Source organism: Kitasatospora sp. NPDC057692 (assembly GCF_042799475.1).
In the GTDB taxonomy this organism is placed as follows: Bacteria; Actinomycetota; Actinomycetes; order Streptomycetales; family Streptomycetaceae; genus Kitasatospora.
Genome location: NZ_JBHVIV010000012.1, coordinates 19,793 through 33,007, shown reverse-complemented (window position 1 = coordinate 33,007; position 13,215 = coordinate 19,793). Strand labels below are relative to the sequence as shown.

General features: G+C 74.1%; 16 protein-coding genes. 8 read left to right on the top strand and 8 right to left on the bottom strand.

Translation table 11 applies throughout. The annotated features are described in order from the left end of the window. Positions 1-68: 68 nt before the first annotated feature. The 3 genes from ACFVFS_RS10085 (at position 69) to ACFVFS_RS10075 (ending at position 2,091) form a co-directional block, all read left to right on the top strand. Positions 69-518, top strand: coding sequence for a GNAT family N-acetyltransferase (locus ACFVFS_RS10085; protein ID WP_380622175.1), 450 nt, complete (start codon positions 69-71; stop codon positions 516-518). Positions 519-559: 41 nt separating this feature from the next. Further along, positions 560-1,267 carry a class I SAM-dependent DNA methyltransferase gene (locus ACFVFS_RS10080; RefSeq protein ID WP_380622173.1) on the top strand — a complete coding sequence of 236 codons (708 nt, stop codon included), beginning with the start codon at positions 560-562 and terminating at the stop codon, positions 1,265-1,267. Between the two features lie 71 nt (positions 1,268-1,338). Then, positions 1,339-2,091: a Clp protease N-terminal domain-containing protein gene (locus ACFVFS_RS10075; RefSeq protein ID WP_380622171.1), complete on the top strand. Its 753-nt coding sequence runs from the start codon at positions 1,339-1,341 to the stop codon at positions 2,089-2,091. Positions 2,092-2,147: 56 nt separating this feature from the next. On the opposite strand, the gene ACFVFS_RS10070 is transcribed toward ACFVFS_RS10075, so the two are convergent. Both ACFVFS_RS10070 and ACFVFS_RS10065 read right to left on the bottom strand, forming a co-directional pair. Next, complete coding sequence (locus ACFVFS_RS10070) at positions 2,148-2,639, bottom strand: NUDIX domain-containing protein (protein WP_380622168.1); 492 nt, start codon at positions 2,637-2,639, stop codon at positions 2,148-2,150. Positions 2,640-2,698: 59 nt separating this feature from the next. After that, positions 2,699-3,136, bottom strand: coding sequence for an SRPBCC domain-containing protein (locus ACFVFS_RS10065; RefSeq protein WP_380622166.1), 438 nt, complete (start codon positions 3,134-3,136; stop codon positions 2,699-2,701). Positions 3,137-3,296: 160 nt separating this feature from the next. On the opposite strand from ACFVFS_RS10065, the gene ACFVFS_RS10060 reads away from it, so the two are divergent. Next, positions 3,297-3,737 carry an STAS domain-containing protein gene (locus ACFVFS_RS10060; protein ID WP_380622164.1) on the top strand — a complete coding sequence of 147 codons (441 nt, stop codon included), beginning with the start codon at positions 3,297-3,299 and terminating at the stop codon, positions 3,735-3,737. Here ACFVFS_RS10060 and ACFVFS_RS10055 read toward each other — a convergent pair. The 3 genes from ACFVFS_RS10055 to ACFVFS_RS10045 all read right to left on the bottom strand — a co-directional run bounded on the left by ACFVFS_RS10055 (position 3,642) and on the right by ACFVFS_RS10045 (position 5,451). Beyond that, positions 3,642-4,622, bottom strand: a complete 981-nt coding sequence (locus tag ACFVFS_RS10055; protein ID WP_380622162.1) for a sigma-70 family RNA polymerase sigma factor — start codon at positions 4,620-4,622, stop codon at positions 3,642-3,644. The two genes, ACFVFS_RS10060 and ACFVFS_RS10055, sit on opposite strands and share 96 nt — an antisense overlap. 138 nt (positions 4,623-4,760) lie before the next feature. Then, positions 4,761-5,036, bottom strand: a complete 276-nt coding sequence (locus tag ACFVFS_RS10050) for a hypothetical protein (protein ID WP_380622159.1) — start codon at positions 5,034-5,036, stop codon at positions 4,761-4,763. A gap of 148 nt (positions 5,037-5,184) precedes the next feature. Continuing rightward, on the bottom strand, positions 5,185-5,451 hold the full coding sequence (locus ACFVFS_RS10045; protein WP_376094700.1) for a UBP-type zinc finger domain-containing protein: 267 nt from the start codon (positions 5,449-5,451) through the stop codon (positions 5,185-5,187). Between the two features lie 77 nt (positions 5,452-5,528). Here ACFVFS_RS10045 and ACFVFS_RS10040 point away from each other — a divergent pair, with 77 nt between their 5' ends. Then, positions 5,529-8,003 (top strand): lysylphosphatidylglycerol synthase domain-containing protein, encoded by a 2,475-nt coding sequence (locus ACFVFS_RS10040; protein WP_380622156.1) that lies wholly within the window; start codon positions 5,529-5,531, stop codon positions 8,001-8,003. A gap of 25 nt (positions 8,004-8,028) precedes the next feature. Here ACFVFS_RS10040 and ACFVFS_RS10035 read toward each other — a convergent pair whose 3' ends face one another. Then, the gene (locus ACFVFS_RS10035) at positions 8,029-8,220 is read right to left on the bottom strand and encodes a hypothetical protein (RefSeq protein ID WP_380622154.1); all 192 of its coding nucleotides are present in this window, start codon (positions 8,218-8,220) and stop codon (positions 8,029-8,031) included. 212 nt (positions 8,221-8,432) lie between these two features. Between ACFVFS_RS10035 and ACFVFS_RS10030 the strand changes: the two genes are divergently transcribed. From ACFVFS_RS10030 to ACFVFS_RS10020, 3 genes are all read left to right on the top strand, one after another. Further along, a complete protein-coding gene (locus ACFVFS_RS10030; protein ID WP_380622152.1) occupies positions 8,433-8,903 on the top strand; it encodes a carboxymuconolactone decarboxylase family protein in 471 nt (156 codons plus the stop codon). A 167-nt stretch (positions 8,904-9,070) separates the two neighbouring features. Next, complete coding sequence (locus ACFVFS_RS10025; protein WP_380622150.1) at positions 9,071-9,715, top strand: class I SAM-dependent methyltransferase; 645 nt, start codon at positions 9,071-9,073, stop codon at positions 9,713-9,715. Beyond that, positions 9,712-10,281 (top strand): TrmH family RNA methyltransferase, encoded by a 570-nt coding sequence (locus tag ACFVFS_RS10020; protein ID WP_376094715.1) that lies wholly within the window; start codon positions 9,712-9,714, stop codon positions 10,279-10,281. Before ACFVFS_RS10025 ends, ACFVFS_RS10020 begins: the two co-directional genes overlap by 4 nt. 47 nt (positions 10,282-10,328) lie before the next feature. Here the strand turns inward: ACFVFS_RS10020 and ACFVFS_RS10015 are convergent, their stop codons facing one another. Together ACFVFS_RS10015 and ACFVFS_RS10010 are read right to left on the bottom strand one after the other, a co-directional pair. Beyond that, the gene (locus ACFVFS_RS10015; RefSeq protein WP_380622148.1) at positions 10,329-11,387 is read right to left on the bottom strand and encodes an MDR family NADP-dependent oxidoreductase; all 1,059 of its coding nucleotides are present in this window, start codon (positions 11,385-11,387) and stop codon (positions 10,329-10,331) included. Next, complete coding sequence (locus ACFVFS_RS10010) at positions 11,384-13,150, bottom strand: phytoene desaturase family protein (protein ID WP_380622146.1); 1,767 nt, start codon at positions 13,148-13,150, stop codon at positions 11,384-11,386. Before ACFVFS_RS10010 ends, ACFVFS_RS10015 begins: the two co-directional genes overlap by 4 nt. Positions 13,151-13,215 lie beyond the last annotated feature (65 nt).

The window sequence follows — 13,215 nt, the reverse complement described above, 5'->3', positions numbered from 1 at the left end:
GAGCGGGACGTCGGCCGGTCCGACGTCCCGCTCCGGCACCGGGTCCGCGCTCTGGCACACTCCGGGGCGTGATCCTCCGAACCGCCACCCGCCGGGACCTGCCCTCCGTCATCGCCCTGCTCACCGACGAGGAGGGGACCACCGGTCCCGCCTCCGTCGAGGTCGGCGGGGCGTACGCGCGGGCCTTCGCCGACATCGACGCCGACCCGCGCAACGAGATGCTGGTGCTCGACGAGGGGGACGGGACGGTGCTCGGATACCTCCAGGCGACCTACATCCCGGGGCTCGGGCGGGGCGGGTCGGAGCGGGCGCTGTTCGAGGGGGTCCGGGTCCGGGCGGACCGGCGGGGGTCGGGGCTGGGGCGGGAGTTGATGCGGCGGGCGATCGAGCGGGCCCGGGAGCGCGGGTGCACGCTCGTCCAGCTGACCAGCGACAAGCGGCGGGCCGAGGCGCACCGGTTCTACGCCTCGCTCGGCTTCGACCGCAGCCACGACGGATTCAAGCTGACGCTCCGATAATCGTTCGCGAGCGCCCGGGTCGGCCCTCAATACTGCCGGGCATGGTGGACTTCTCCGACTTCGACACCCGCAACTACCCCACCGTGGACGTCCGGACCGGCTACGCCGGCTGGGTCGACACCTATGAGCAGACCGTCGAGGACGCGATGGACCTCGCCGTCCTCGACCGACTCGCCCTCCCCGCCTGGCCGGAGGTCCGCCGGGCCGCCGACCTCGGCTGCGGCACCGGCCGGACGGGCGCCTGGCTGCGCGGCCGGGCCGCCGCGGGGCTGGTGCTGGACGGCGTGGACCTCACGCCCGAGATGCTGGCGCGCGCCGAGGAGCGCGGCGCCCACGACAGCCTCACCGAGGGGGACGTCGCCGCCACCGGGCTCACCGCCGGCGCGTACGACCTGGTGATCTCCTCGCTGATCGACGAGCACCTCGCCGACCTCGGCCCGTACTACCGCGAGGCCTTCCGGCTGGCCCGCCCGGGCGGGCGCTGCGTCCTGGTCGGCCTGCACCCGTCCTTCATCATGGCGGCCGGCATGCCGACCCACTTCACCGGCGCGGACGGCGCGGACGTCGCCATCACCACCCACGTCCACCTGGTCTCCGACCACCTCACGGCCGGACTGGCGGCGGGCTGGACGCTGGTGGAGATGCGGGAGGCGGTGGTGGACGAGGGGTGGATCGCACTCAAGCCGAAGTGGGAGAAGTACCGCAGCCACCCGGTCTCGGCGGCGTACGTGTGGGAGAAGCGGGGCTGACGGAAGACCGACCCGGCATAGCGTCAACCTTAGGTTGACGATCCCTGGATCGACAACCTACGGTTGACGCTATGGAGAATCCGATCGTTCCCAAGACCACTCAGCTGCGCCTGGACGACCTGATCGACGCGATCAAGAAGCTCCACCCCGACGCGCTCGACCAGCTCTCCGACGCGGTCATCGCCGCCGACCACCTCGGCGAGCTCGCCGACCACCTCATCGGCCACTTCGTCGACCAGGCCCGCCGCTCCGGCGCCTCCTGGACCGACATCGGCCGCAGCATGGGCGTCAGCAAGCAGGCCGCCCAGAAGCGCTTCGTGCCCAAGGACCCGGCCACCCCCAACGACCTCGACCCGAGCCAGGGCTTCGGCCGGTTCACCGACCGGGCCCGGCACGTCGTGATGGCCTCGCAGGAGGAGGCCCGCCAGGCCGGCAACGCCGAGATCGGCGCCGAGCACCTGGTGCTCGGCCTGCTGGTCGAGCCGGACGGCCTGGCCGTGCGGGCGCTCGCCGCCCAGGGCATCGCCCCGGAGGCGCTCCGGGCGGCCGCGACGGCCGCCCTGCCCGCGCCCGGCGCCGAGGTGCCGGCGCTGATCCCGTACGACGCGCAGGGCAAGAAGGCGCTGGAGCTGACCTTCCGGGAGGCGCTCAAGCTCGGCCACAACTACGTCGGCACCGAGCACATCCTGCTCGCCCTGCTGGAGCTGGAGAACGGCGCCGGGGTGCTGAACGGCCTCGGGGTGGAGAAGGCCGGGATCGAGCGGTTCGTCGCCGAGATCCTCGCCGCCTTCGCCGCCTCGGGCACCGGGAACCAGCAGGACTGACCGGACCGTTCCGGGGCCGCGCGGGACGGGCGCGGCCCCGGGACACCGTCGACCGCTCAGAAGCCCGACACATGGGTGGTCACGATGCGCACCCGCCCGTCCGCCTTCGCCTCCAGGGCCGCCCGCAGCCGCAGCGACCGCGCCGGCCCGAGCAGTTCGAAGGCCTCCTCATCGGCGACCCAGCGGTGGTCGTCCAGTTCGCCGGCCGGGACGGTCACGGGGGTGCCGTCCCGGACCGTGCCGAAGTCGAAGAGGAAGTGCTCGGCCGGGTGGTCGAGTTCGTCCGAGGGGTGGGTCCAGGAGATGGCCAGCAGGTCCCCGGCCTCCCGGACGATGCCGGTCTCCTCCAGCAGCTCCCGGGCCGCGCACTCGGCGGGCCCCTCCCCCAGGTCGATCGTCCCGCCGGGGAACTGCCAGTGCTCCCGGTACCCCGCCTTGACCAGCAGGATCCGCCCGGACGCGTCCCGCAGGACGCACCCCGCCGCCGCGTAGATCCGCGGCAGCGAGGCCAGCCACTCTTCACGGGACTTCAACGGCTCGACCGACACGACGGGGCCTCCTGGGGTGCGGGGACAACGTGCCCCCACTCTGCCAGCCGCCGGAACGCTCAGCTCCGGTCGGCCAGGTGCTCGACCAGCCGGTCGAAGCTGGAGTTGTGGCCGGCCTCCGCCTCCGGGCCCAGGAACATCGCCGGGACGTTCTCCTGCTCCATGAGCACGCGGGTCCGGCCGTCGCCGAGGTCGACGAGGGTGATCCGGCCGGTCAGGCCGACGCCCTCCTCGAAGAACTCCAGCATCTCGCCCTCGCGGATCGCGGTGAACCGGGCGCGCAGCGGGTAGCGGTCGCCGGTCGCCTCGATCACCATCGTGCTGTCGAAGCGCCCGCCGACCTCCGGCTGGATGGTCACGGTGTCCAGCGGCACGTGGGTGCCGACCGGGCCCCAGAACCGGACGAACTGCTCGGGCTCGACGTAGGCCCGGAAGACGTCGGCCGGGGAGGCCGGCAGCTCGCGGGCGAGGGACAGGGTGCCGAGGTTCTCGGTCATGGTGGTGGTTCCTTCTGCTCGGTGGACGCGCCGCTCGGTGCCGCGCTTTCACAGGGGTAGACCGGGGGCGCGGCGCAAACTCATCGCTCTCCGGAGAAGTTTTTTCGGGAATCCTCCCGGCGGGCCGATGAGACCGGTCCGCCGCGCCGGTCTCATCTCCGTGGAGACCGAACCGAAGACCGAACCGAAGACCGAACCGAAGACCGAACCGAAGACCGTCCAGCGGACCGAACGGCGGGCCGAACCGAGGAGCAGCCCCACGTACGACCCCACGTACGACCCGACGAGCGGCCCGGTGGCGCCCGCCGACCGCGCGCTGCGCTGCGACCTGGGCGCCCTGACCGCCCCCGACCTGGCCGTCGTCGACGCCCTGGCCCGGCTGCGCCTCGCCGCCGCCCGGCACGGGGTCCGGCTCGTCCTGCGCAACGCGGGCGGCCCGCTGCGCGAACTGCTGGCGTTCAGCGGGCTGGCCGCCGTCCTCCCGGTCGAGGAGGACGGCACGGGGCTACTCCCCGGCCGCCAGCCGCGGCGGCAGCCCGAAGAGCGGGAACAGCACCTCGGTGTCGAGGAAGTTGGTGAGCCCGGTGATCCGGCCCGCTGACACCTCCAGCACGATCAGCGCCCACGGCTCGTGGCCGCCCTCCGGGCTCGGCCGGTACTGGCCGAACGCCGGGCCGCCGTTGGCCGTCACCGGCACCAGCCGCGAGCCCCGGCAGCCGCAGCCCGGCCCGAGCATCCACTCCCGGAGGTCCGCGTGCCCGGTCAGCCAGAGCGCGAACGGCGGCATGTTGAGCGTGACGTCCTCGTGCAGCAGCGCCGCCAGGCCGTCCATGTCGTACGCCTCGAAGGCGGCGACGTACCGGTCCAGCAGCGCGCGGTGGTCCTCGTCCAGCGCCGCGGCCGGCCGGGACGCGGCCGGGTCGGCGGCGAGCGCGGCCCGGGCGCGCTGGAGCGCGCTGTTCACCGAGGCGACGGTGACGCCGAGCAGTTCGGCGACCTCGCCGGCCCGCCAGCCGAGCACCTCGCGCAGGATCAGCACCGCCCGCTGCCGGGGCGCCAGCCGCTGGAGCGCCGCGACGAAGGCCAGCCGCACCGACTCGCGCTGCGCGGCCACCTCGGCGGGGTCGCCGCTCTCGGGCAGCACCCGGCCGTCCGGCGCCGGGCCGATCCAGGTCACCTCGGGCAGCTGGGCGTCGCTCGCGGTGGCCACGGTGGACGGGCCGGCCAGGTCCATCGGCCGGGCCCGGGCGTTGCGGCCGTTCAGCGCGTCCAGGCAGACGTTGGTGGCGATCCGGTAGAGCCAGGAGCGCAGCGCGGCGCGGCCCTCGAAGCCCCGGTGGCCGCGCCAGGCGCGGACCATGGTCTCCTGCACGGCGTCCTCGGCCTCGAACACCGAGCCGAGCATGCGGTAGCAGTACCCGGTCAGCTCCGTCCGGTACCGCTCCAGCTGGAGCTCCACCGGCTCCTCCGTCACCAGCTCAGCCATCGCCCGCGCCCCCGCTCACCTGCTGCTGTCGATCACCGGGAACCGTACCGCAGGCCACCGACAACGCCGGCGGCAGCGCCACCGCGCGCCCGGCCGCCGCCCTGAACGCGGGTCGGGGCGGCGGCCGGGGCGGGGCGCTCAGTGCGCGCTGTGCTTCTCGGCACCGCGGTGCCGGTGTCCCCGGAGCTCGGCGTGCTGCGTTGGCGCGGAGTGCGGGGCGGCGGTCACCGCGCCCCGGCCGCCGTGCCGGAGGAAGGCGGCGCCCGCCGCCCCGTCGCCGGCGGCGGACCACGGGGTTCCGGTGCGCGGCCGGGGCGGGAGCGTGTCCGGCGTGGTCGCCATGCAGCGGCGCTCCAGCAGCTCCTGGGCACCGCGGCGGAGCCTGGGAGAGCCTCCCGCTGTTCGCCTGGTCATCTTCGGCCTCCCTTCGGTGGCCGCCGGCTGGAAGGGTCCCGTCCGGGGGCCGCACGGGCGTTATGTCCCGATTGGTCGGGGATTACACCTCAACCCATGGCCGCCGGAACGGCAACCCGGCCGACCCGGCCGACCCGCTCCGCGCCGGTCACCCCATGAGCTCGTGGACGAAGCACCACCGCCAGTCCTCCCCCGGCTCGTAGGACCGGATCACCGGATGCGAGGTGTTGTGGAAGTGCGCGGTGGCGTGCCGCTGCGGCGAGAAGTCGCAGCAGCCGATGTGGCCGCAGTCCAGGCACAGCCGCAGGTGCACCCAGTCCCGGCGCCCCTGGGCCAGGCAGTCGGCACAGCCGTCCTCGGGCGGCAGGGGCGCGATGTCCCGGGGTGCGGCGGCGAGGTCTTCGCAGGCGCTCATGGAACGCACAGTAGTGACGCCGGGCCCGCACCGCTCCCCGGGACACGCCCCCGGGGCCGCGTGGGAGCATGCCGTTCGTGGCGGATGTGACGGGGAACGCGGCAGTCAGCACGACCGGCGACACGGGGGACCCCCCGTTCCCGGGCATATCCGGCACCGGCCGGATCCGGCAGCCCGCGGCGCTGATCCGGCTGCTCGCCGGCCTCGCCGCGACCGCCCTGGCCCTGCTGTGCGCCGACTACGCCCGCGCCACCAGCAGCGGCCTCGCCGAGGACGTCGCGGCCGCCGCCGCACTGGTGCCGCACCCGCTGGGCACCGTCGCCACCGGCCTCACCACCGCCGCGCTGCTGCTCCTGCCCGGCCTCTCGGCCGCCCGCCGGCTGCTCCGCGCCCCGGCCGACCGGCGGCACGTCCTCCAGCAGCTCTCCGACGGCGTGCTGGCCGCCGTCCTGGCCTACGGCGCCTCGCTCGCCCTCGACCTCTGGATCGACGGGCACGCGCCGTTCTCGCTGGTCTCCGCGCTCACCCAGCCGCTGCCCGGCGACCCGCTGGCCCGCACCGAGCCGGTGTACGGCTACCTCGCCCCGGTCCTCGCCTTCCTCACCGCCTCCGCCGCCCGCGAGCGGCGGGTGCCGTGGACCGTCCTCGCCCTCTCCGCGCTGGCCGGGCTCGCCTCCGGGGCCGCCACCCCGACCGCCCTGCTGCTGGGCGTGCTGATCGGCTGGACGGCCGCCCACGGCACCCGCTGGGCCGTCGGCGCCCCGGACCCCAGACCCCGGCCCGCCCTGCTGCTGCACAGCCTGCGCGAGGCGGGCCTGCGCCCGGTCTCCGCCGTCCCGGCCGGCCCGGACCGCTACCTGGTCCGGCAGCAGGACGGCCGCCCCGAGCTGGACGTCCGGCTGCTCGACCGGCAGGCGGTCACCGCCGCCCTGGTGCAGCGGGCCTGGCGGCGGATGCGGCTGCGCACCGCCCCGCACCCGCGCTCCCTGTGCTCGCTGCGCAACGGACTGGAGCACGAGGCCCTGGTCTCCTACGCGGCCGTCGCCGCCGGGGTCCGCACCCGCCGGATCGCCGCCACCGCCGAACCCTGCCCGGACACCGCGGCGGTCGCCTACGAGCGGCTGCCCGGCCGCACCCTGGACGAACTGGCCGACGCGGAGCTCACCGACGCGCTGCTCACCGACGCCTGGGGCCAGCTGGCCCTGCTCCAGCGGCGGGCGATCGCGCACCGTGCGCTGGAGCCCTCCGCACTGCTGGTCGACGAGGCCGGGGCGGTGCACCTGGTGGACCTCGCGGACGGCGACATCGCGGCGGGCGAGCTGGTGCTGCGCAGCGACATCGCACAGCTGCTCACCACGCTGGCACTGCGCACCGGGGCGGCGCGGTCGGTGCGCGCCGCGGTGGCGGTGCTCGGCCCGGACGCGGTCGCCGCCGCCCTGCCGCTGCTCCAGCCGATCGCACTGACCCCCGGCACCCGGCACGCCCTCAAGCGGGCCGCGCGGACCGAGCAGTCCGCGCCCTCCGCGGCCCCCGGGCCGCCCGCGCCCGACCTGCTGGAGCAGATCCGCGCCGAGGTCCTCCGCAGCCGCCCGCAGGCCCCCGTCCGGCCGGTCCGGCTGGAGCGGCTGCGCCCCCGCACCCTGGTCGCCGTCGGCGGCGGCCTGGTGGCCGGCTGGCTGCTGCTGCCGCAGTTCTTCGCCACCGAGCGCAACCCGGTCACCGCCGTCGCCGACGCCGACCCGTTCTGGCTCGTCCTCGCCCTGCTCGCCGCGGCCGCCAGCCACGTCATGGGGGCGATGGGCTTCGTCGGCTTCGTCCCCGAGCGGCTGGACTTCCGCAACGCCGTGCTGGCGCAGGTCGCCGGCTCCTTCGTGAAGCTGGTCTCCCCCGGCGGGGTCGGCGGCGTCGCCCTGAACACCCGCTTCCTCCAGCGGGCCGGCATCCCGACCGCGCAGGCGCTGTCCAGCATCGGCGTCGGACAGCTGCTCGGGCTGGTGCTGCACCTGCTCCAGCTCGGCGCCTTCATCTACCTGACCGGCATCGAGATCGGCGGCTCCGAGCGGGAGGCCCGGCCGTTCGTGATCGGCGGCATCGCCGCGGCGGGCGCCCTGCTGACCGCGGTGTCCGCCGTGCCGCCGGCCCGGCGCTGGCTGGTGGCCCGGCTGCGCCCGCTGACCGCCGAGGTGCTGCCCCGGCTGGTGGAGCTGCTGCGCAACCCCGGGCGGCTGGCGGTCGGCTTCACCGGGCAGCTGATGGTGTCGATCGCGTTGATCACCTGCCTGTACTGCTCGGCCCGGGCGGTCGGGCAGGATCCGGGCTTCGCCGCGGTCGGCGTGGTGTTCCTGGTCGGCAACGCGGCCGGGAACGCCGCGCCGACCCCGGGCGGGGCCGGCTTCGTGGACAGCGCGCTGGTGGCCGGCCTGGCGACCACCTCGATGGAGCACGGCGGGGCGCTGGCCGCCGTCACGCTCTTCCGGCTGCTCACCCTCGTCCTGCCGGTGCTCCCGGGCTGGGCGGCTTTCGGCTGGCTCCAGCGCCGCGGGGCGCTCTGACCCCGCCGGGGCCGCTCCCGCGGGGCTACTCCCGGTACTCGTCCTCGTCCAGCTGGACGACCCGGCTCTGCTCGGCGACGTCCGCGACGTCGGTGGCCGGGTCCGCGCCCAGCGCGCGCCGCTCGGCCAGCTCGTCGTACTCGTCCTCCGCCGTCCCCTCGTCCGGCTCCGCGGCCTCGTCGACCTCGTCCAGGTAGTCCTCGTGGTTCTGCGGCATGGCGTCCGTCCTCGTTCCTCGAAGGTTCCTCGGAGGCTTCTTCCGACCCGATGGCGACTGCCCGGTGGGGTACTGGCAGTATCCGTCGGCCGCCTCCCCGGCGCGACGTGCCACCGGCCCGTCGGCGTGTTGCCTCCTACCCGGATTGACCCGTGGAAACCGATCGGAACTGCACCACCCCCGGGGTGCACCCGCTCCCTAGGGTCGTTCCCGTGACGACCAACGCGCAGGCTCCCCAACACCCCGCCCGCCTCGACCACGCCCGCACCGCCCCCAAGGTCTTCCGCGCGATGATCGCGCTGGACGCCGCCGCCCGCGAGGGCCTCGACCCGGCCCTCGTCGAGCTGGTGCAGATCCGCTCCTCCCAGCTCAACGGCTGCGCCTACTGCCTGGACATGCACGTCAAGGACGCCCGCAAGGCCGGCGAGAGCGATGAGCGGATCTACCTGCTGCCGGCCTGGCGGGAGGCGCCCGAGGGCGTCTACAGCGAGCGCGACCGCGCCGCCCTCGCACTGGCCGAGCAGATCACCCACATCGGCGGCGGCGTCTCCGACGAGGTGTACGGGCGGGCCGCCGAACTGTTCCCGGAGCAGGAGCTGGCCCAGCTGATCTCGCTCTGCTTCACCATCAACGCCTGGAACCGGATCAACGTCGCCACCCGCAAGACCCCCGGCAGCCACTGACCCCGCCGGGCCGGCCACGCCGGGCCCTCCGCCGGGACACCCGCTCCGGGACGCCCGCGCCGGGCAGAACGGGCCTCCCGGCCACCGGGGTACGATCGGAGCCGTACCAGCAGGGCTTACCCACACCTCCCGGTGGCCCCGAGGCCCTTACGAACGACGGGGAAACCATGTCCGGCTCGCACTACTTCACCGGTGCACCCGAGGTCGCCAGCGAGCGCCGTCCGATCACGGTCACCCTGCCGGACCTCACCCTGGAGCTCACCACCGACGCGGGCGTCTTCTCCCGCACCCGGCTGGACCCGGGCACCCGGATCCTGCTGGAGCACGCGCCGCAGCCCCGGGTGCGCGGCCCGATCCTGGACGTCGGCTGCGGCTACGGCCCGATCGCGCTGACCTGGGCGACCCGCCGCAAGCGGCTCCCGGTCTGGGCGGTGGACGTCAACGGCCGCGCCCTGGAGCTGGTACGGCACAACGCCGAGTCCCTGGGGCTGGGCAACGTGCAGGCCGCGCTGCCCGAGGAGGTCCCCGCCGACCTGCGGTTCGCGGCGATCTACTCCAACCCGCCGATCCGGATCGGCAAGGCGGGGCTGCGCCGGCTGCTGGAGCAGTGGCTCGGCCGGCTGACCCCGGACGGCTCCGCCTTCCTGGTGGTGCAGAAGCACCTCGGCTCGGACTCGCTGCAGAAGTGGCTGAACGAGCAGGGCTGGCCGACCACCCGGCTGACCTCGGTCAACGGGTTCCGGATTCTGGAAGCGCGGCCCCGCCCGACGGCGGGCGAGGGCCCCGAGAGTGGACGAGGGACGACGTCGTGAAGCAGCTCCGCGGGACCGAACTGAAGCGGCTGCACCGCTCCTGGCGGCGTGGCAACGAGTTCCGGCTCGCGATGATCCTGGAGAACCTCCAGTCGCCGTTCAACGTCGGCTCGGTCGTCCGGACCGGCGCCGCGATGGGCGCGGAGAAGCTCTACCTCACCGGTGACACCCCGTCGGTGCGCTCCTCCGGCGCGCAGAAGGCCGCCATGGGCACCGACAAGTACCTGAAGGTGGAGCACCACCCGACCGTCGCCGAGGCGATCGCGGCCGCGAAGGCCGACGGCTTCAAGGTGGTCGGCCTGGAGCTCGCCGACGAGGCGGTGCCGATGTTCGCCGCCGAGCTGACCCCGGCGGTCGCCTTCGTGCTCGGCCACGAGGACCGCGGGGTGACGCCGGAGGCGCTCGGCCTCTGCGACCAGGTGGTCTTCGTGCCGCAGCTGGGCCGGGTCGGCTCGCTGAACGTCTCCGCCGCCGCCACGGTGGCCTGCTACGAGGCGCGCCGCCAGGGGTACGCGCTCACCGGCACCCCCGACGGCTCCGACGCCGGCGGCCCCGACGAGGACTGAGCCGCCGCGGGCGGGAGGGCCGGCCGCCCTCCCGCCCGCGGACCGGCTCACACCTCGACCAGCACCTTGCCCCGGTTGGCCTCCCGGTCCAGGTAGAGGCTCCGGTAGGCCTGCGGGATCGCGTCGAAGCCCTTGTGCACGGTCTGGTGGTAGCGGATCTCCCCGCTGCCGACCAGCCTGCCCAGCTCCCGGTGCATCTGCGCCAGCAGCGGCTCGGTGAACCACTCCTGGGCGAAGATCCCGCGGATCGTGGTGCGCGGGAACATGATGTACGGCAGCAGCCGCGGCCCGGTCAGCTCGCCGTTCACGGTGGTCGCCCACTGCCAGCAGACCGCCACCCGGCTGTCCACGTTCAGCATGGTGAACACCGCGTCCGTGATGCTCCCGCCCAGGTTGTCGAAGTACCGGTCGACGCCGTCCGGCGCGGCGAGCAGCAGCGACTGCCGGGCCTTCTCCGCGTCGTCGGTCTGCGCGTAGAGCACCACCTCGTCGAAGCCCAGCCCGCGCAGGTACTCCGCCTTCCCCGGCGAACCGGTGGTGCCGACCACCCGGCCGGCGCCGGCCCGCTTCGCCAACTGGCCCACCAGGGTGCCGATCGAACCGGACGCGCCGCTGATCACCACGGTGTCGCCGGGCCTGACCTCCAGGAAGCGGGTGAGCGTGCCCCAGGCCGTCATCCCGGGCGCGCCCATGACGCCGAGCGCGGTGGACAGCGGCAGCCGCTCGTCGTACCAGGACGGGTCGAGCCGGCGGTAGGCCGGGAAGACCATCGGGAAGGTGCCGGTGGTCCACAGCTCCTCGGCGCCGTTGTGGACGACGTGGGTGCGCCAGCCGCCGAAGCCCTGCACCAGCTCGCCGACCCCGAACGCCGCCTCCGGTCCGGCCTCGACCACCTCCATGATCGAGTCGGCGCCCATGTGGTGGCCGATCGGCGTCTCCAGCGCCAGGCCGTTCTGGTACGGGTCCACCGAGACGTACCTGGTCCGGAAGAGCATCTCGTCCGGCCGCAGGTCGATCTCGACCTCCTCCACGACCTTCCCGTAGACCCGGTTGACGTCGGGCACGCCGTCCAGGTGCTCCCGGACCACCCACTTCTCGATCCTCATGCCAGGGCTCCCGTCTCCACGTTCTCGCTGTCCTCGGTCCGTGCCGCGCCGGCCTCCGCCGGCTCCGCCCGCCGGTCCGGCTCGGCGGCCCGGCCCACCGGGATGACCAGGTGCGTCGGCATCGGTGCGCTCCGGTCGATCTCGGCGGTGAACTCCAGCCCGTCGTCCCGGCAGACGAACTGCATGACGTGCCGTCCGGCGGCGGCCGCCCGGATCAGCCCGCCGATGGTCGCCCAGACCCCGGAGAGGTAGAAGTTCGACAGCCCGGGCAGCACCGGGCCGCTCTTCTTGATCTCCTCCTCCACCGTCTCGGCACCCTCCACGAAGGGGTTCCAGCCGGGGAAGGTCCCGTCGTAGACACCGGTGTAGCGGACCTGGGTCAGCGGGGTGCAGACGTCGGCGATCGCCACCGCGTCCTTGAAGCCCGGGAAGCGCTCGTCCAGGAAGCCGACGATGCCGTTGCGGACCCTGCGCTTGGCCGCCATGTACTCCCGGCCGTGCTTGACCGGCAGGGTGTGCAGCTCCTCGCCGCGCCGGATCCGGGAGGACTGCTCCGGGCCCTCGTGCAGCGCCCGCCAGGGGGCGATGTCGGAGAAGTACGTCGCGAACACCACCGTGGAGTCGGCGGGCGCCAGCTCCGGGTAGTGCCGGGTGCGGAACTGGACGTTCATCGACGGGCAGCGGATCCCGGTCAGCGCCGCCGCCTCCCGCTCGTCCAGCAGGTAGGTGGTGCACGGGTCGCCCGCCGGGAAGGGCTTGCGCAGGCCCAGGAAGAGCGCCACGTACCCGGGCGACAGCTGGCCCGGCTCGTCGATCAGCGAGGTGTAGAGCCGGCGGTAGGTGTCGTTGAGGTACTGGCCCTTGAGCAGCTTCATCACCGTGGTGTGGCCGTCCGCGGCGGACACCACGATGTCCGCACGGTACTCCCGGCCGTCGCTGAGCCGCACGCCCACCGCACGGTCCCGCTCGACCAGGATCTCCTCGACCTTGGCGTTGTAGGTGATCTCCCCGCCGAGCCCGCGGTAGCGGTCCTCGATCGAGCGGGCCAGCGCCAGCGAACCGCCCTCCGGCACCCCGGCGGCCTGGTTGGCGTGCGAGGCGAGCTGGAAGTAGAACGGCAGCACCGGGAAGGCCGGGTGCTTCTCGTAGAGGATGAAGTTGAAGGCCTCGCGCAGCAGCGGGTCGCGGAACCGCTGCGAGAAGTCCGTCATCAGCACCGCGATCGACTTGCGGATGGTGTTGAAGTACGGCGTGAAGGAGGCCAGCATCCGCCAGCGCTCCAACCGGCCCATCAGCCCGACCGGCTTGAGGAACGGATAGGCCGCGAGCGCCTTGCGGAAGGTCCGGATCCCCGCGCAGAACTCCCGGATCGGCGCCGCGTCGGCGGGCGAGAGGCCGAGCAGGTGCGCCTCCAGCCGGTCCGGGTCCGAGTAGAAGTGGACCGCCCGGCCGTCCCGGCCCCGGACGATGTTGAAGACGTCGAAGTGCCGCATCTCCTTGCCCTGGAGCGCGCCCAGTTCGAGCCAGATCTGGTACATCTCGTTGCCCGGGCCGTTGCCGAGCAGCCAGCTGATGCACCAGTCGAAGGTGAAGTCGCTGCGGTCCCAGCTGGTGCAGGAGCCGCCGGGGATCTCGTGCATCTCGAAGATCCTGGTGCGGTAGCCGTTCATCCGGGCGTAGCACCCGGTGGACAGGCCGCCCAGACCGCCTCCGACGATGATCATCGACTCCCGCCGGCGTGCGGTGTCCGTCTGCCGTGCCATTCCTGGCCTTCCTCGTCGTCCTTGCCCGGCCGTGCCTTGCCGTGCCGCGGCGTCCTTGGGGGTGG